The sequence below is a fragment of the Pseudomonas sp. BCRC 81390 genome, assembly GCF_030341915.1.
Lineage (GTDB): Bacteria > Pseudomonadota > Gammaproteobacteria > Pseudomonadales > Pseudomonadaceae > Aquipseudomonas.
The window spans coordinates 786,819-803,590 of sequence record NZ_JATAAG010000066.1; the positions used below are offsets into that span (position 1 = coordinate 786,819).

Consider the following 16,772-nt stretch of genomic DNA (forward strand, 5'->3'; position numbering starts at 1 on the left):
CTAAGGTATTCAGATAAGCATGGCCCTACTGCAGATTGCCGAACCCGGTCAAAGCCCTCAGCCGCATCAGCGCCGCCTGGCGGTGGGGATCGACCTGGGTACCACCAACTCCCTGGTCGCCGCACTGCGCAGCGGCCGTAGCGAGCCCCTGCCCGACGCGCAGGGTAACGTCATTCTGCCGTCCGCAGTGCGTTACCTCGAAGGGCGCAACGAGGTGGGGCAAGCTGCGCGTGACGCTGCCTCCAGCGACCCGTTGAACACCGTGCTGTCGGTCAAGCGCCTGATGGGGCGCGGCCTGGCCGACGTCAAGCAACTGGGCGAGCAGTTGCCCTACCGCTTCGTTGGCGGTGAATCGCACATGCCGTTCATCGATACCGTGCAGGGGCCGAAGAGCCCGGTTGAAGTGTCCGCCGACATCCTCAAGGTGCTGCGCGAGCGTGCCGAAGCCACTCTGGGCGGTGAACTGGTAGGCGCGGTTATCACCGTGCCGGCCTATTTCGATGACGCCCAGCGCCAAGCCACCAAAGACGCTGCGCGGCTGGCCGGCCTCAATGTGCTGCGCCTGCTCAACGAGCCAACCGCAGCTGCCGTGGCCTATGGCCTGGACCAGAACGCCGAAGGTGTGGTGGCCATCTATGACCTGGGTGGCGGCACCTTCGATATTTCCATCCTGCGCCTGACCGCCGGCGTGTTCGAAGTACTGGCCACCGGTGGCGATACCGCCCTGGGTGGTGACGACTTCGACCACGCGATTGCCGGCTGGATCATCGAGCAGGCCGGCCTGTCGTCGGACCTTGACCCAGCCACCCAGCGCGCACTGCTGCAAACCGCCTGTGCCGCCAAGGAAGCCCTGACCGACGCTGACGTGGTCAGCGTCAGCCATGGCGCCTGGCAGGGCGAGCTCAGCCGTGCCGGTTTCGAAGCCATGATCGAACCGCTGGTGGCCCGCAGCCTCAAGGCCTGCCGCCGCGCCGTGCGTGACAGCGGCATCGAGCTGGAAGAAGTCAGCGCCGTGGTCATGGTCGGTGGCTCGACCCGCGTGCCGCGTGTGCGCGAAGCGGTGGGCGCCTTGTTCGGGCGCACTCCGCTGACCTCGATCGACCCTGACCAGGTAGTGGCCATCGGTGCCGCGATCCAGGCCGATACCCTGGCCGGCAACCGCCGCGAGGGTGGCGAGCTGCTGCTGCTCGACGTCATCCCGCTGTCGCTTGGTCTCGAGACCATGGGCGGGCTGATGGAAAAGGTGATCCCGCGCAATACCACCATTCCGGTGGCGCGTGCCCAGGAGTTCACCACCTACAAGGACGGCCAGACGGCCATGATGATCCACGTGCTGCAGGGTGAGCGCGAGCTGATCAGCGACTGCCGCTCGCTGGCGCGCTTCGAGCTGCGCGGCATTCCGGCCATGGTCGCCGGTGCGGCCAAGATCCGCGTCACTTTCCAGGTCGACGCCGACGGCCTGCTCAGTGTCGCTGCCCGTGAGCTGGGTTCGGGCGTGGAAGCCAGCATCCAGGTCAAGCCGTCCTACGGCCTGACCGACGGTGAAATCGCGCGCATGCTCAAGGACTCCTTCGAACATGCAGGTTCCGACAAGCAGGCCCGCCAGTTGCGTGAGCACCAGGTGGACGCCGAGCGCCTGCTCGAAGCGGTACAGGGCGCCCTGGACGCCGATGGCGAACGCCTGCTCAGCAGTGACGAGCGCGAAGCCATCGAATTCCAGATGCAAGAACTACGTGATTTGCTGGCCGGCACCGATGGCGCAGCCATCGAGCAACAGACCAAGCGTCTGTCGCAGGTGACCGACGCATTTGCCGCCCGTCGCCTTGATTCGACGGTCAAAGCCGCACTGGCCGGGCGCAACCTGAATGAGATCGAGGAGTAACCGATGCCGCTGGTGACATTCCTGCCGCACGAGAAATTCTGCCCCGAAGGGCTGACCGTGGAAGTCGAGCCCGGGACCAACATCCTGGAGCTGGCCCACGACCATCACATCGAGATGGAAAGCGCCTGCGGCGGCGTCAAGGCCTGTACCACCTGCCACTGCATCGTGCGCAAGGGCTTCGACTCGCTGGAAGAGGCCGACGAGCTGGAAGAGGACATGCTGGACAAGGCCTGGGGCCTGGAGGCTCAATCGCGCCTCGGCTGCCAGGTGGTCGTCGCTGACCAGGACCTGGTCATCGAGATCCCCAAGTATTCGCTCAACCACGCCGCCGAAGCGCCGCACTGAGGTTTGTTCCATGAGCCTGAAATGGATTGATGTACTTGAGATCGCCATCCAGCTTGCAGAAAGCAAGCCGGACGTCGATCCTCGTTATGTGAATTTCGTCGATCTGCACCGCTGGGTGCTGGCCTTGCCAGAATTCAGCGACGATCCGTCACGCGGCGGTGAGAAAGTGCTCGAGGCCATCCAGGCGGCCTGGATCGAAGAAGCCGACTGAACGCGTCCTGCAGGTTAGGCAATCCCCTGGAACCCGCGTATAATTCGCGGGTTTAATTTTTCGCAACACTCATTTTTCTGGAGTTTTCCATGGCTGTTCAACGTACTTTCTCCATCATCAAGCCTGACGCCGTCGCCAAGAACGTCATCGGCGAGATCACCACTCGTTTCGAGAAAGCCGGCCTGCGCGTCGTCGCTTCGAAAATGAAGCAGCTGTCCAAAGCCGAAGCCGAAGGCTTCTACGCCGAGCACAAAGAGCGCGGCTTCTTCGCTGACCTGGTTGCCTTCATGACTTCCGGCCCGGTCATCGTTCAGGTTCTGGAAGGCGAAAACGCCGTTCTGGCCAACCGCGAGCTGATGGGCGCCACCAACCCGAAAGAAGCTGCTGCCGGCACCATCCGTGCTGACTTCGCCGTTTCCATCGACGAGAACGCTGTTCACGGTTCCGACTCGGAAGCTTCGGCTGCCCGCGAAATCGCTTACTTCTTCTCCGCTACCGAGCTGTGCGACCGCATTCGCTAAGCGAAGCAGGTCTTGGGTGATTCCATGAGTGACATGACTGGCAAGATCAACCTGTTGGGCCTGACCCTGCAGGAAATGGAAAAATTCTTCGAGTCGATCGGAGAGAAGCGTTTTCGTGCCGGTCAGGTCATGAAATGGATTCACCACTATGGCGTCGACGATTTCGCCGCCATGACCAATGTCGGCAAGGCCTTGCGCGAAAAGCTCGAGGCCGTTGCCGAGATTCGGGGCCCGGAAGTGGTCAGTGAAGACATTTCCGCCGACGGCACCCGCAAGTGGGTGGTGCGCGTTGCTTCCGGCAGCTGCGTCGAAACCGTCTACATCCCCACCGACGACCGCGGCACCCTGTGTGTCTCGTCGCAAGCCGGCTGTGCCCTGGACTGCAGCTTCTGCTCCACCGGCAAGCAAGGCTTCAACAGCAACCTCACCGCCGCCGAAGTGATCGGCCAGGTGTGGCTCGCCAACAAATCCTTCGGGACCGTTCCGGCCAAGATCGACCGCGCCATTACCAACGTGGTCATGATGGGCATGGGCGAACCCCTGCTGAATTTCGACAATGTCATCGCCGCCATGAAGATCATGATGGAAGATCTGGGCTATGGCATTTCCAAGCGTCGCGTCACCCTCTCGACATCAGGCGTGGTGCCGATGATCGACGAGCTGGCCAAGCACATCGACGTGTCGCTGGCCCTGTCGCTGCACGCGCCGAACGACGAACTGCGCAACAAGCTGGTACCGATCAACAAGAAATACCCGCTGAAGATGCTGCTGGAATCGTGCATGGGCTACATGTCCACCCTGGGTGGCAAGCGTGTGCTGACCATCGAGTACACCCTGCTCAAGGACGTCAACGACCAGCCTGAGCATGCAGCGCAAATGATCGAACTGCTGCGCGACGTGCCGTGCAAGATCAACCTGATCCCGTTCAACCCGTTCCCGCATTCGGGCTACGAGCGGCCGAGCAACAACGCCATTCGCCGCTTCCAGGACCTGTTGCACCACGGTGGCTTCAACGTCACCACCCGTACTACCCGTGGTGATGACATCGACGCCGCCTGCGGCCAGCTGGTTGGCCAGGTCAACGACCGCACCCGCCGCAGTGAGCGCTATATCGCTGTGCGCCAGCTTTCTGCGGACGCCGACCTGCCAGACAGCGCTGCGCAGCACTGACCGGGACCTTGCCCATGAGCCTGCGCGCCGCGCTGTCGATCCTTGCGCTTTCGCTGCTGGCCGGCTGCGTGTCGGGCGGCGCGGGCGACCCCCTGGCCAGCCGCCAGGGCAGGGCAGAGGCAGGGCGGGCTTATGTGCAGCTTGGCCTGGGCTATTTGCAACAAGGTTTGACCGAGCAGGCCAAGGCCCCGCTGGGCAAGGCCTTGGCCCTGAACAACGACGACGCCGATGCGCACGCCGCCCTGGCGCTGGTGCTGCAGGCCGAAGACGAGGCCGAAATAGCCGAAAGCCACTTCCGCAAGGCACTGCAGGTGCGCCCTGGCGACACGCGAATTCGCAACAATTACGGCAGTTTCCTTTATGCTCAGGGGCGATTTGCCGAGGCCGAGCAGATGTTTCGCCTGGCCAGCGCCGATACCCTGTATCCTGAACGTTCACGGGTTTACGCGAACCTGGGCCTGACTGCCCTCAAGCTCGAGCGCCGCGACCAGGCGCATGCCTATTTGCTGAAAGCTTTGCAGCTCAACCAGCGGCAACCGAAAGCATTGCTGGAAATGGCTGAGTTGTCCTACGAAAACAGGCATTATGTGCCGGCCCGGGACTACTACGATCGTTTCAGCCAACTGAGCGAACACGATGCCCGTAGCCTGCTGCTGGGCAGCCGCCTTGCCAGGGTGTTCGACGAGCAGGGCAAACTGGCCGAGCTGGGTCAGCAATTACAACGACTTTATCCCGGTACGCCGGAATATCAGCAATACCTGTCGGAGCAACGATGAAAGCCGCGCATCCCGAAGTAGCAGTAGCGCCTGGCCAGAACCCCGGTGAGCTTTTGCGTCAGGCCCGTGAGAACCGGGACTGGTCACAAGCCGAGGTGGCCCGCAAGCTCAACCTCACTGTCAGTTCGTTGAACCACGTGGAAACCGGTGCCTTCGACAAGCTGCCCGGGCATACGTTTGCCCGTGGCTACATCCGCGCCTATGCCAAGCTGATGGACCTGGACCAGGCCGCCCTGGTAGATGCCTTCGACCGCTACACCGGTACCCACGCCAAAGGCAGCGACGTGCACTCGCTGGGCCGTATCGAAGAGCCGGTGCGCCTGTCGCACAATATCCTGCGTGGCGTCAGCCTGCTGCTGCTGGTGGCCGTGGTCGGTGGCGGCTTCGTCTGGTGGCAGGACCAGGGCAGCCTGCGTGGCAAGGATCTGGCCAAGATCGCCCTGGAGCACGTCGAAGTCGAGAGCGCCGACGGTACCACCCAGATTCACCCGCTCGATGAACCTGAAGACCAGGCCGTTTCGGCTGGCCAGCAACCCGAGAGCGCGCCGCTGCCGCTGGAGCAGGGCGCCAGCGGGCAGCCCGCCGCTGTCACCGAACCGGCCCCGGCAAGCACCGCAGGCGCCGTTGCCGCAGCACCCGCCCCGGCGCCCGCGCAGCAGGCTCCGGCGCAGCCAGCAGTCAGTGCACCGGCGGTGGCGCCTGCGCCGGCCGCTCCGGCCCCGGCGGCTGCTCCGATCACCCCTGCATCGATCGCCCCTGCGGCGACCGTAGCTGCCGTCGAGCCCGCCGTGCCCCCCGTGCCCGCCGAAATACCGGCCGGCAGCGGCAAGGTGGCCATTCAGTTCAGCGCCGATTGCTGGACCCAGGTCAGCGACGGCAATGGCAAGGTGCTGTTCAGCGCCATCAAGCGCAAGGGGGACAACCTCGAGCTGACTGGCAAGCCGCCGTTCGCGGTACGCCTGGGCTTTGCCCGTGGCGCCCAGGTCAGCTATAACGGCCAGGCCGTCGATGTTGCCCCGTTCACCAGTGGCGAAACCGCTCGCCTGAAGTTGGGACAGTAAGTCATGCACGGCGAATCTCCGATCAAACGTCGCGAATCCCGCAAAATCTGGGTCGGCAATGTGCCGGTGGGTGGTGATGCGCCCATCGCGGTGCAGAGCATGACCAATACCGACACCAACGATGTGGCCGCCACCGTGGCGCAGATCCAGCGCCTGGTCGATGCCGGCGTGGACATCGTGCGGGTCTCGGTGCCGGACATGGACGCCGCCGAGGCGTTCGGCCGCATCAAGCAGCAGGTCAGCGTGCCGCTGGTTGCCGACATTCACTTCGACTACAAGATCGCTCTGCGCGTGGCCGAACTGGGCGTCGACTGCCTGCGTATCAACCCGGGCAACATCGGCCGTGAAGACCGCGTGCGCGCGGTGGTCGATGCGGCCCGCGACCGTGGCATCCCGATCCGTATCGGCGTCAACGCCGGCTCGCTGGAAAAGGACCTGCAGAAGAAGTATGGCGAACCGACCCCGGCTGCGCTGGTCGAGTCGGCGCTGCGTCATGTCGAGCACCTTGACCGCCTGGACTTCCAGGACTTCAAGGTCAGCGTCAAGGCCTCCGACGTGTTCATGGCCGTCGAAGCCTACCGTCTGCTGGCCAAGCAGATCGTGCAGCCGCTGCACCTGGGCATCACCGAAGCCGGTGGCCTGCGTTCCGGGACGGTGAAATCGGCTGTCGGCCTCGGTATGCTGCTGGCCGAAGGCATTGGCGATACCATCCGTATCTCGCTGGCGGCCGACCCGGTCGAAGAAGTGAAGGTCGGCTACGACATTCTCAAGTCGCTGCACCTGCGCTCGCGTGGCATCAACTTCATCGCCTGCCCGAGCTGCTCGCGGCAGAACTTCGATGTGGTCAAAACCATGAACGAGCTGGAAGGGCGCCTGGAAGACCTGCTGGTACCGCTGGATGTGGCGGTGATTGGTTGCGTGGTCAACGGCCCGGGCGAAGCCAAGGAGTCCCATGTGGGGCTTACCGGCGGTACGCCGAACCTGGTCTACATCGACGGCAAGCCGGCGCAGAAGCTGACCAACGACAACCTGGTCGACGAGCTGGAAAAGCTCATCCGCCAGAAAGCGGCCGAAAAGGCCGAAGCCGACGCGGCGTTGATCGTCCGTGGCTGACACCCGAATTCGTAAGGACTTTTCGTGAGCAAATCGCTGCAAGCCATCCGTGGCATGAACGACATCCTGCCGGAACAGTCGCCGCTGTGGCGCTACTTCGAAGGCACCGTGGCCGGCCTGCTGGACACCTACGGGTACAGCCAGATCCGCACGCCGATCGTCGAGTTCACCGAGCTGTTCAAGCGCTCCATCGGTGAAGTGACCGACATCGTCGAAAAAGAGATGTACACCTTCGAGGACCGCAACGGCGACTCGCTGACCCTGCGTCCGGAAGGTACTGCCGCCTGCGTGCGTGCCGTGCTCGAGCATGGCATCACCGGCAACGGCCAGGTACAGAAACTGTGGTACATCGGCCAGATGTTCCGCCACGAGCGCCCGCAGAAAGGCCGCTACCGCCAGTTCCACCAGATTGGCGTGGAAGTGTTCAACCTGGACGGCCCGGACATCGACGCCGAACTGATCATGCTGACCTGGCGCCTGTGGGGCCTGCTGGGCATCCAGGACGCGGTCAAGCTGGAACTCAACAGCCTGGGCACCAGCGAAGCCCGTGCGCGCTACCGCGATGCGCTGGTCGAGTTCCTTTCGGCACGCCTGGAGCAGCTGGATGAAGACAGCCAGCGCCGGCTGAAGAGCAACCCGCTGCGTATTCTCGACAGCAAGGACCAGAACACCCAGGCGGTGCTGGTCGGTGCGCCGAAGCTGGAGGACTACCTGGACGAAGAATCGCGCGTGCACTTCGAGGGTCTCAAGGCCCGCCTGGATGCTGCCGGTATCCCGTTCGTGATCAACACCAAGCTGGTACGTGGCCTGGATTACTACAGCAAGACCGTGTTCGAGTGGGTTACCGACAAGCTCGGCGCCCAGGGCACGGTCTGCGCCGGTGGCCGCTACGACGGCCTGGTCGAGCAGATGGGCGGCAAGCCGACCGCGGGTGTCGGTTTCGCCATGGGCATCGAGCGCCTGATCCTGCTGCTGGAAACCCTGGGCAAGGTGCCCGAGTCCATCAGCCGACAGATCGATGTCTACCTCTGCGCCTTCGGCGAACAGGCCGAACTGGCTGGCCTGCGCTTGTCCGAGGGCCTGCGTGACCGCCTGCCGGGTCTGCGCCTGGCCGTCAACGCCGGTGGTGGCAGCTTCAAGAGCCAGTTCAAGAAAGCCGACAAGAGCGGCGCGCTGTTCGCGCTGATCCTCGGTGATGACGAGTTGGCCAAGCAAGAGATCGGCTTCAAGCCCCTGCGTGGTCAGGGCGAACAACAGAACATTGCCTGGGATGCTCTGGCTGAGCACCTGGAAACCGCGATCGCGCAGGCGTAACGCGGTTCAACAAGCGAATAGGCGAAAAGGAGTATTGGGGTGTCGAGTACCGATGATGAACTGGCAGGGGTCAAGGACTGGTGGAACCGCAACGGCAAGCCGCTGCTGACCGGTGCCCTGCTGGCTGGCGTGGTGGTGTTGGGCTGGAATACCTGGCACAAGTACCAGAACAATCAGTCGCAAGGTGCCTCGCAGCTGTACCAGGCCTTGCTGGAAACCAGCCTGACGCCCACTGGCCAGCCTGACGCGACCAAGGTCGCGGAACTGGCCGGCAAGCTCAAGAGCGAGTTCGGTGGTACCGCCTACGCCCAGTACGGCAGCCTGTTCGTGGCCAAGGTCGCGGTCGAGAGCGGCAAGCTCGACGACGCTGCTGCCGAGCTGAAAAGCGTGCTGGACAAGCCGGCCGATGCCACCCTGGGCGAAATAGCGCGGCAGCGCCTGGCACGCGTGCTGGCGGCCCAGAACAAGGCCGAGGACGCCCTGAAGCTGCTTGACGGTGACGCCGACCAGGCCTTCCTGGCCAGCCGTGAAGAGTTGAAGGGTGACCTGCTGGTGCAGCTGGGTCGCGCCGACGATGCGCACAGTGCTTACGAGAAAGCCAAGGCTGCGTTGTCCGATGAGGCGGCGGTCGGTGGCCTGCAATTGAAGCTGGATGACTTGGCCAAAGGGGACGCGTAAGTGATCGGTTGGAAACATGCAGCAGTGCTGACCCTGGCCGTTCTGGCCGCGGGTTGCAGCAGCAACAGCAAGAAGGAACTGCCCCCGGCCGAGCTGACCAAGTTCACCGAGGAAGTGGTGCTGAAGAAGCAGTGGAGCCGTTCGATCGGTGACGGCCAGGGTGAAACCTACAACACCCTGGTGCCGGCCATCGAAAACGATCGAATCTACGCCTCCGACGTCAACGGCGAAGTCTTCGCCCTCGACCGCATCACCGGCGACGTGGTGTGGAAGAAGGACCTCGAGCTGCCGGTTTCCGGTGCTGTCGGCGTCGGCTATGGCCTGGTCATGCTGGGTACCCTCAAGGGTGAAGTGATTGCCCTGGACTCCAGCACCGGCGAGGAGCGCTGGCGCTCCCGCGTGACCAGCGAAGTGCTGGCCCCGCCTGCCAACAACGGTGATGTGGTGGTGGTGCAGACCCAGGACGATCGCCTGATCGGCCTGGATGCCGCCACCGGTGACCGCCGCTGGATCTACGAGAACAGCCCGGCCGTGCTGACCCTGCGTGGTACCGGCGCGCCGATCGTCACCAACCGCCTGGCCGTCGCCGGCCTGTCCACTGGCAAGGTGGTGGCGGTGGACATCAACAACGGTGTACCGGTGTGGGAAAGCCGCGTGGCGATTCCGCAGGGCCGCTCCGAGCTGGACCGTGTGGTCGATATCGACGGCGGCCTGCTGCTGTCGGGTGGTACCCTGTACGTCAGCACCTACCAGGGCCGCGTCGCGGGCCTGGACCTGGAAAGCGGCCGCGTGCTGTGGCAGCGCGATGCCTCCAGCTACGTGGGTGTCGCCCAGGGCTTCGGCAACGTCTACGTCAGCGAAGCTTCCGGCACTGTCGAAAGCGTCGATGAACGCTCTTCCAGCGCGCTGTGGAGCAACGACACCATGGCACGTCGCCAGCTGACCGCGCCGGAAGTGTACTCCAGCTACGTGGCAGTGGGTGACTTCGAGGGCTACCTGCACCTGCTGAGCCAGGTCGATGGCCGCTTCGTCGGCCGTGAGCGTATCGACAGCGATGGCCTGCGTGCCCGCCCACTCGTGGTCGGCGACACCATCTACGTCTTTGGCAACAGCGGCAAGCTCGAGGCACTGACCATCCGCTGAAGCTATGCTTGAAGCCTTGGCGGGCTTCAAGCCGCGGCGTAGGACACGCCGCCCGAACTCCGGCCGCTGCCTTGCAGCGGCCTTTGCATTTTCAAGAATTCAAGAGTGGAGAGCCGAATGGTTCCCGTAATCGCCCTGGTGGGCCGCCCGAACGTCGGCAAATCCACCATGTTCAACCGCCTGACCAAGACCCGCGATGCCATCGTCGGTGACCTGTCGGGCCTGACTCGTGACCGCCAGTATGGTGATGCCAGCTGGCAGGGTCGTTCCTTCATCCTGATCGACACCGGTGGTATTACCGGTGACGAAGTGGGCATGGACGAAAAAATGGCCGAGCAGTCGCTCATGGCCATCGAAGAAGCCGACTATGTGCTGTTCCTGGTCGATGCCCGCGCCGGCATGACCGCCGCTGACCAGATGATCGCCGAGCATCTGCGCAAGCGGAACAAGGAAGCGATCCTGGTTGCCAACAAGATCGACAACATCGACGCTGACGTCGCCCGCGCCGAGTTTTCGCCGCTGGGTATGGGCAATGCCATTCCAGTGGCGGGCTCCCAGGGCCGTGGCATCAATGCGTTGATGGAGGCCGTGCTCGGCCACCTGCCGCGCGACCAGGTCGAGGAGGCGCTGGACGCCGAAGTCGCCGAAGGCGAAGAAGCGGTGCGCATCCCTGGCCCGAGCGAGAAGGACGGCATCAAGATCGCCATCATCGGCCGCCCCAACGTGGGCAAGTCGACCCTGGTCAACCGCATGCTCGGCGAAGAGCGCGTGGTGGTGTACGACCAGCCGGGCACCACCCGCGACAGTATCTACATCCCGTTCGAGCGCGATGACGAGAAGTACACCTTCATCGACACCGCCGGCGTGCGCAAGCGCGGCAAGATCCACGAGGAAGTCGAGAAGTTCTCGGTGGTGAAGACGCTGCAGGCGATCAAGGACGCCAACGTGGTGATCTTCGTCATGGACGCCCGCGAAGGCGTGGTGGACCATGACCTGAACCTGCTGGGCTTCGCCCTGGAAGCCGGCCGCGCCATTGTCATCGCCCTGAACAAGTGGGACGGCATGGAGCCTGGCGAACGCGACTACGTGAAGACGGAGCTGGAGCGCCGGCTGTTCTTCGTCGACTTCGCCGACATTCACTTCATCTCCGCCCTGCACGGTACTGGCGTGGGCCACCTGTACAAGTCGGTACAGGCCGCGTTCAAGTCGGCCGTGACCCGTTGGCCGACCAGCCGCCTGACGCAGATCCTCGAGGATGCCGTGAGCGAGCACCAGCCGCCGCTGGTCAATGGCCGCCGCATCAAGCTGCGCTATGCCCACCTCGGGGGGGCCAACCCGCCGCTGATCGTGATCCACGGTAACCAGACCGACAAGATTCCGAAGTCGTACTCGCGTTACCTGGAAAATACCTACCGCCGTGTGCTGAAACTGGTCGGTACGCCGATTCGCATCGAATACAAGGGCGGGGAGAACCCGTACGAGGGCAAGAAGAACACCCTCACCGATCGTCAGGTCAACAAGAAACGCCGCCTGATGTCGCACCACAAGAAGGCCGAGAAGAAGCGTCGCGACAAGAAACGTTGATTCCGCGTCAGCTTCTTCGCGGGTAAACCCGCTCCCACAGTTACTGCCAGTAATCGAATCTGTCGAAGACTGTGGGAGCAGGGGCCATCCGCAAAAGGGCCCATTGACCCAGCGCAATGCCCCCATCGTTTCAACCTTTTTCCTGACCGCTCGATCCGCTATGCTCGGACTCCAACCCGTGCCGGATACACCCCAGGAAAGAGGGCTTCATGATCCGCAGCAAACTGCCGAACGTCGGCACGACCATCTTCACCAGCATGTCCCAGCTCGCCGCACAGACTGGCGCGCTCAACCTGTCGCAAGGCTTCCCCGACTTCAACGGCCCGCAGGCGCTGCTCGATGCAGTGGGCCGGCATGTGGCTGCCGGGCATAACCAGTACTCGCCGATGACCGGTCTGCCGGCCTTGCGCCAACAGGTGGCAGCCAAAGTCGCGCGGCTATACGGTGCACAGGTGGATGCCGACCAGGAAGTGACCATCACGCCTGGTGCCACCGAGGCGATTTTCTGTGCCATCCAGGCGCTGGTCCACGCGGGCGACGAGGTGATCGTCTTCGACCCGTGCTACGACAGCTACGAGCCGTCCGTTGAACTGGCCGGTGGTCGTTGCGTGCATGTGCGCCTGAGCGATGGCGACTTCCGTATCGACTGGCAACAGTTTGCCGACGCGCTCAGCCCGCGCACGCGCATGGTCATCCTCAACTCGCCGCACAACCCCAGCGGTGCGCTGATCAGCCGCGCAGACCTGGACCAGCTGGCGCAGCTGATCGCCGACCGCGATATCTACCTGATCAGCGATGAAGTGTACGAACACCTGGTCTATGACGGTGTGCGCCATGCCAGCGTATTGGCCCACCAGCAGCTGTACTCGCGCGCTTTCGTGGTCAGCTCGTTCGGCAAGACCTATCACGTTACCGGCTGGAAGACCGGTTATGTGATCGCCCCGCCGGCGCTGAGCGCCGAGCTGCGCAAGGTGCACCAGTACGTCAACTTCTGCGGGGTGACGCCGCTGCAGTGCGCCCTGGCCGACTTCATGGCCGAGCACCCCGAGCATATCGATCAATTGCCGGCCTTCTACCAGGCCAAGCGCGACCTGTTCTGCGGTTTGCTGGACGGCTCGCGCTTCCGTTTCACCCGCACGGCGGGCACTTATTTCCAACTGGTGGACTATTCGCAGATCCGCCCGGACCTGAACGATGTCGATATGGCACTGTGGCTGACCCGTGAGCACGGTGTGGCGAGCATCCCGGTGTCGGTGTTCTACCAGCAACCCATCCCCGAGCAACGCCTGGTCCGCCTGTGCTTTGCCAAACGAGAGGAGACGCTGCGTCAGGCAGCGGAAAGACTATGCGCGATCTGAGCACACTGCCCAACCTGAAAGTCGCCCTGGTGCAAACCACCCTGGCCTGGCACGACCGCGAGGCCAACCATGCGCACTTCGAGGAGCTGCTGGCGCAGGTGGGCGAGGTGGACCTGGTGATTCTGCCGGAAATGTTCACCACCGGTTTCTCGATGCAGTCCGAGAGCCTGTGCGAGCCTGAGAACGGCCCGACCTACAAATGGTTGAAGGCCCAGGCGAAGAAGTGCAACGCGGTTGTCACCGGTAGCGTGATCATCCAGGCCGCCGACGGCAGCCACCGTAACCGGCTGCTGTGGGCACGGCCGGATGGCGAGATCCTGCACTACGACAAGCGCCACCTGTTCCGCATGGCCGGTGAGCACAAGCACTACACCCCGGGCGAGCGCCAGGTGCAGTTCGAACTCAAAGGCTGGCGGATTCGCCCGCTGATCTGCTACGACTTGCGCTTCCCGGTGTGGAGCCGCGATGCCCAGGACACTGACCTGCTGCTGTACACCGCCAACTGGCCGGCTGCACGCCGCCAGCACTGGAACCGCCTGCTGCCGGCTCGAGGTATCGAGAATCTGTGCTACGTGGCGGCAGTGAATCGGGTGGGCACCGATGGCAAGGGCTTTGCCTATTCTGGCGACAGCCAGGTGCTGGACTTCCAGGGCGAGAGCCTGCTCAGCGCCGGGGAAGCGGACGGGGTGTTCACCGCCGTATTGAGCGCGGCGGAACTGGCGACGTACCGGGCCAAGTTCCCGGCCAACCTGGATGCTGACACCTTCGAGCTGCACTGACAGTTACCGGCCCCTTCGCGGGTAAACCCGCTCCCACAGGTACCGCACAGTATTCAAGATCTGTGAGGACCCTGTGGGAGCGGGTTTACCCGCGAAGAGGCCGGTGCTGGTTACATCAGTTTCCGATCAGTACACATCCCGCCGATACCGCCCATCCTCGATCAGCTGCTGCACGACTGCTTCGCCCAGGATGCCGTTGAGCGCCGCGTCGACACCTGCCGCCATCCCTTGCAGGCTGCCGCAGACATACACACAGGCTCCGTCCTGCACCCAACGCTTGAATTCTTCGGCCTGTTGCAACAGGACATCCTGCACATACACCTTCTCGGCCTGGTCCCGCGAAAACGCCAGGTCCAGGCGCGCCAGGTCGCCGCTTGCCAGCCAGCCTTGCAGTTCCTCGCCACACAACAGGTCGTGCGCCCGGTTGCGTTCGCCAAACAGCAGCCAATTGCGTTGCTCACCTGCACTCACCCGCGCGCGCATCAGGCTGCGCAGGCCGGCCAGGCCGGTGCCGTTACCGATCAGTACCAGCGGTGCCGCCGTTTCCGGCAGGTGGAAGCTGCTGTTACGCCGCACCCGCAGGCTCAGCATGCCGTTCAGCGGCAAATACTTGGTCAGCCAGCCGGAGCCCAGGCCCAAGTGGCCATCGGCGTGGCGCTCCTGGCGCACGATCAACTCCAGCAGGCCATCGCTGGCGATCGAGGCGATCGAATACTCGCGGCTGCCGATCGGCACCAGCGCATCGACCAGCGCTTGCGGCTGCAAGCCGATCAGGTGCTCGCGCCGCGCTGGCAACTGTCGACCGGCCAAGGCCTGGGCGAGCGTTTCAGTCAGGCCGTTCACCTGCACCTTGGCCCAGGGGTCGAGTGCCATGCCAGCGAGGAAGGCGTCGATCCGAAGCTGGCCATTGAGCGGCAGGATTTCCACCAGGTCGCCGGCTTCCCAGCTGGCGGGCTGTTGCGGCTGCAGGCCGAGCAGGTACACCGGTTGCCCCTGACTGCCCGGGTTGAGCAGTTCGCGGCGTACCAGTGACCAGTTGCCAAAGTTCGGCGGCTGCCAGGCGGCCAGCGGCTGGGCGCCAGTCAGTTGCGCCAGTTCCTGTTGCCACTGCAGCAGGGCGGTCTGGTCGGCGTTGTCCACTTCCACCGGGCTGAATGCGCTGCTGGCTCCGCGCTCACCCAGCCAGGCCTGCAGGCGCCGGGCGAAGCCGCAGAAGTGTGGGTACTGACGATCGCCGAGGGCGAGCAGCGCGTAGCTGAGGTTGTCCAGTGCCCACGGCTGGCCGAGCACCTTGCGTTCGAAGACACGGGCGCTGTCGGGGGCTTCGCCGTCACCGAAGGTACTGACCACGAACAGCGCACGGCGCGCCTGGCGCAGGTCGCTCTCACTCAGTTCGGCCAGGGCGCGTACCTGCACCGGCAAGCCGGCAGCCTGCAACTGACCGGCGCTCTGCCAGGCCAGCTGCTCGGCCAGGCCGCTCTGGCTGGCAAAACCGATCAGCCAGTTGTCACCACTGCCGTGGCTGTCGGCGACCTTGCCTCGCGCGGCGCGTACCTGGCGCTTCTTGCGGCGGCGGTCGAGGTACAGCAGCCAGCCAGTGACAAAGAACAGCGGCATACTCAGGCTGGCGAGCGTGACGATGATGCGCCCCGGCAGGCCGAAGTATTCGCCGACATGCAATGCATAGACGCTTTGCAGCAGTTGCGCCTTGAAGGACTTGTCGGTGTAGCGGTCGTGGGATTTCACCTGGCCGCTGGCCGGGTCCAGTACCAGAGTGTTGAAGGCTCGCGGATGGTCGGCGTTTTCCAGCAGGTAGAACAGGTTGGCTGGCTGGCCGCCCACGGGTGGCAGGCGCAGGTTGTACATGGCCAGACCGGGGCCGGCAGCGTCCTTGAGGTTGGCCCAGATCGTGTCATAGTCGACCACCAGCGGTGGGGCGTTCTTGTCGATGTGCTGTGGGCCGTGGCGACCACGGCCTTCGCCACGTTTCTGCTGCTGGCCGCTGGCTGGCGCGTCGGCCAGCAGCCGGTTCAGGCCTTCGCGGTACCACTCGTAGGACCAGAACAACCCGGTCAGGGCGAACAGCAGGTAGAACAGCAGGCACCAGGTGCCGGCCACGGCATGCAGGTCCCAGTTGAACGCGCGCCCCGTCTTGGCCCAGTCTAAGGTCAGCCAGGCGCGCCAGTTCAGCGCCTTGCGCGGCCAGCGCAGGTACAGGCCGGACAGGCAGAAGAACACCAGCATCAAGGTGCAGGCACCGGTAATCTGCCGGCCCGTGTCGCCCATGGCCAGAAAGCGGTGCAGGTTGAGCATGAGGTTGAAGAAGCCTTGGCCGGCTGCTTCACCCTTGAGTTCGCCGGTGTAGGGATCGGCATAGCGCAGCTGGCCACGGCGCTCGCCCGGTGGGGGCGTGAAGAAGATCCTCGCGGCATTGCCGTCGCGCACGTCAACCCACAGCATCGCTACCTTGTCGTGTTGCTGGGCCTCGACCCGCCGTACCAGCTCTGCCGGCGGCAGCACGCCTTCGGCGCGCACTTCTACCTTGAGGACATCGGCATTGAAGGTGCGCAGCAGTTCATCCTGAAACGAATACAAGGCCCCGGTAATGCCCATCAAGGCCAGCACCAGACCAGCGGTGATGCCAAAGAACCAGTGCAATTGGAACAGCGTTTTCTTCACCACATGATCACCTTGTATGTAGCAACAACCTGGGCGGCGGGCATTATGCCCTGATACGCAAAAGCCCCGCTCACGGGAATGAACGGGGCGGGATGGTGGTGTTTAGCGGGTTGTAATGCCTGTACCGGCCTCTTCGCGGGTTCACCCGCGAAAGGGCC

At 63.8% G+C, this 16,772-nt stretch carries 15 protein-coding genes; 14 read left to right on the forward strand and 1 reads right to left on the reverse strand.

Features of this window, described 5'->3' with window-relative positions:
* Positions 1-19 precede the first annotated feature (19 nt).
* The 14 genes from hscA to QSV36_RS20370 all read left to right on the forward strand — a co-directional run bounded on the left by hscA (position 20) and on the right by QSV36_RS20370 (position 13,935).
* Entirely contained in the window at positions 20-1,882 is a 1,863-nt protein-coding gene (hscA, locus tag QSV36_RS20305) for a Fe-S protein assembly chaperone HscA (protein ID WP_289133906.1), read from the forward strand.
* A gap of 3 nt (positions 1,883-1,885) precedes the next feature.
* Positions 1,886-2,227, forward strand: a complete 342-nt coding sequence (gene fdx / locus QSV36_RS20310) for an ISC system 2Fe-2S type ferredoxin (protein ID WP_025337773.1) — start codon at positions 1,886-1,888, stop codon at positions 2,225-2,227.
* A gap of 10 nt (positions 2,228-2,237) precedes the next feature.
* Positions 2,238-2,438 carry a Fe-S cluster assembly protein IscX gene (gene iscX, locus QSV36_RS20315; protein ID WP_023382209.1) on the forward strand — a complete coding sequence of 67 codons (201 nt, stop codon included), beginning with the start codon at positions 2,238-2,240 and terminating at the stop codon, positions 2,436-2,438.
* Positions 2,439-2,527: 89 nt separating this feature from the next.
* Entirely contained in the window at positions 2,528-2,959 is a 432-nt protein-coding gene (gene ndk / locus QSV36_RS20320; protein ID WP_023382208.1) for a nucleoside-diphosphate kinase, read from the forward strand.
* A gap of 24 nt (positions 2,960-2,983) precedes the next feature.
* Positions 2,984-4,129 (forward strand): dual-specificity RNA methyltransferase RlmN, encoded by a 1,146-nt coding sequence (gene rlmN / locus QSV36_RS20325; RefSeq protein WP_289133907.1) that lies wholly within the window; start codon positions 2,984-2,986, stop codon positions 4,127-4,129.
* A 14-nt stretch (positions 4,130-4,143) separates the two neighbouring features.
* A complete protein-coding gene (gene pilW, locus QSV36_RS20330) occupies positions 4,144-4,905 on the forward strand; it encodes a type IV pilus biogenesis/stability protein PilW (protein WP_289133908.1) in 762 nt (253 codons plus the stop codon).
* A complete protein-coding gene (locus tag QSV36_RS20335; RefSeq protein WP_289133909.1) occupies positions 4,902-5,966 on the forward strand; it encodes a RodZ domain-containing protein in 1,065 nt (354 codons plus the stop codon). Before pilW ends, QSV36_RS20335 begins: the two co-directional genes overlap by 4 nt.
* A gap of 3 nt (positions 5,967-5,969) precedes the next feature.
* Positions 5,970-7,079 (forward strand): flavodoxin-dependent (E)-4-hydroxy-3-methylbut-2-enyl-diphosphate synthase, encoded by a 1,110-nt coding sequence (gene ispG / locus QSV36_RS20340; protein ID WP_038408727.1) that lies wholly within the window; start codon positions 5,970-5,972, stop codon positions 7,077-7,079.
* Between the two features lie 24 nt (positions 7,080-7,103).
* The gene (gene hisS / locus QSV36_RS20345; protein WP_289133910.1) at positions 7,104-8,393 is read left to right on the forward strand and encodes a histidine--tRNA ligase; all 1,290 of its coding nucleotides are present in this window, start codon (positions 7,104-7,106) and stop codon (positions 8,391-8,393) included.
* Positions 8,394-8,432: 39 nt separating this feature from the next.
* Positions 8,433-9,071 carry a tetratricopeptide repeat protein gene (locus tag QSV36_RS20350; RefSeq protein WP_186686258.1) on the forward strand — a complete coding sequence of 213 codons (639 nt, stop codon included), beginning with the start codon at positions 8,433-8,435 and terminating at the stop codon, positions 9,069-9,071.
* Positions 9,072-10,214 (forward strand): outer membrane protein assembly factor BamB, encoded by a 1,143-nt coding sequence (gene bamB, locus QSV36_RS20355; RefSeq protein WP_289133911.1) that lies wholly within the window; start codon positions 9,072-9,074, stop codon positions 10,212-10,214.
* Positions 10,215-10,331: 117 nt separating this feature from the next.
* Positions 10,332-11,798 carry a ribosome biogenesis GTPase Der gene (gene der / locus QSV36_RS20360; protein WP_170028356.1) on the forward strand — a complete coding sequence of 489 codons (1,467 nt, stop codon included), beginning with the start codon at positions 10,332-10,334 and terminating at the stop codon, positions 11,796-11,798.
* Between the two features lie 209 nt (positions 11,799-12,007).
* Positions 12,008-13,156, forward strand: coding sequence for a pyridoxal phosphate-dependent aminotransferase (locus QSV36_RS20365; protein WP_289133912.1), 1,149 nt, complete (start codon positions 12,008-12,010; stop codon positions 13,154-13,156).
* Positions 13,144-13,935 (forward strand): amidohydrolase, encoded by a 792-nt coding sequence (locus tag QSV36_RS20370; protein ID WP_289133913.1) that lies wholly within the window; start codon positions 13,144-13,146, stop codon positions 13,933-13,935. The genes QSV36_RS20365 and QSV36_RS20370 overlap by 13 nt, the downstream gene beginning before the upstream one ends.
* 126 nt (positions 13,936-14,061) lie before the next feature.
* Here the strand turns inward: QSV36_RS20370 and QSV36_RS20375 are convergent, their stop codons facing one another.
* Complete coding sequence (locus QSV36_RS20375) at positions 14,062-16,617, reverse strand: PepSY domain-containing protein (RefSeq protein WP_289133914.1); 2,556 nt, start codon at positions 16,615-16,617, stop codon at positions 14,062-14,064.
* Positions 16,618-16,772 lie beyond the last annotated feature (155 nt).

Excerpts from the sequence above, each read along its gene's own strand:
- QSV36_RS20365 (WP_289133912.1), top strand. The coding sequence starts at position 12,008 with ATGATCCGCAGCAAACTGCCGAACGTCGGCACGACCATCTTCACCAGC.
- QSV36_RS20335 (WP_289133909.1), top strand. The coding sequence starts at position 4,902 with ATGAAAGCCGCGCATCCCGAAGTAGCAGTAGCGCCTGGCCAGAACCCC.
- rlmN (WP_289133907.1), top strand. The coding sequence starts at position 2,984 with ATGAGTGACATGACTGGCAAGATCAACCTGTTGGGCCTGACCCTGCAG.
- ispG (WP_038408727.1), top strand. The coding sequence starts at position 5,970 with ATGCACGGCGAATCTCCGATCAAACGTCGCGAATCCCGCAAAATCTGG.
- ndk (WP_023382208.1), top strand. The coding sequence starts at position 2,528 with ATGGCTGTTCAACGTACTTTCTCCATCATCAAGCCTGACGCCGTCGCC.
- iscX (WP_023382209.1), top strand. The coding sequence starts at position 2,238 with ATGAGCCTGAAATGGATTGATGTACTTGAGATCGCCATCCAGCTTGCA.
- der (WP_170028356.1), top strand. The coding sequence starts at position 10,332 with ATGGTTCCCGTAATCGCCCTGGTGGGCCGCCCGAACGTCGGCAAATCC.
- hscA (WP_289133906.1), top strand. The coding sequence starts at position 20 with ATGGCCCTACTGCAGATTGCCGAACCCGGTCAAAGCCCTCAGCCGCAT.
- QSV36_RS20370 (WP_289133913.1), top strand. The coding sequence starts at position 13,144 with ATGCGCGATCTGAGCACACTGCCCAACCTGAAAGTCGCCCTGGTGCAA.
- fdx (WP_025337773.1), top strand. The coding sequence starts at position 1,886 with ATGCCGCTGGTGACATTCCTGCCGCACGAGAAATTCTGCCCCGAAGGG.
- pilW (WP_289133908.1), top strand. The coding sequence starts at position 4,144 with ATGAGCCTGCGCGCCGCGCTGTCGATCCTTGCGCTTTCGCTGCTGGCC.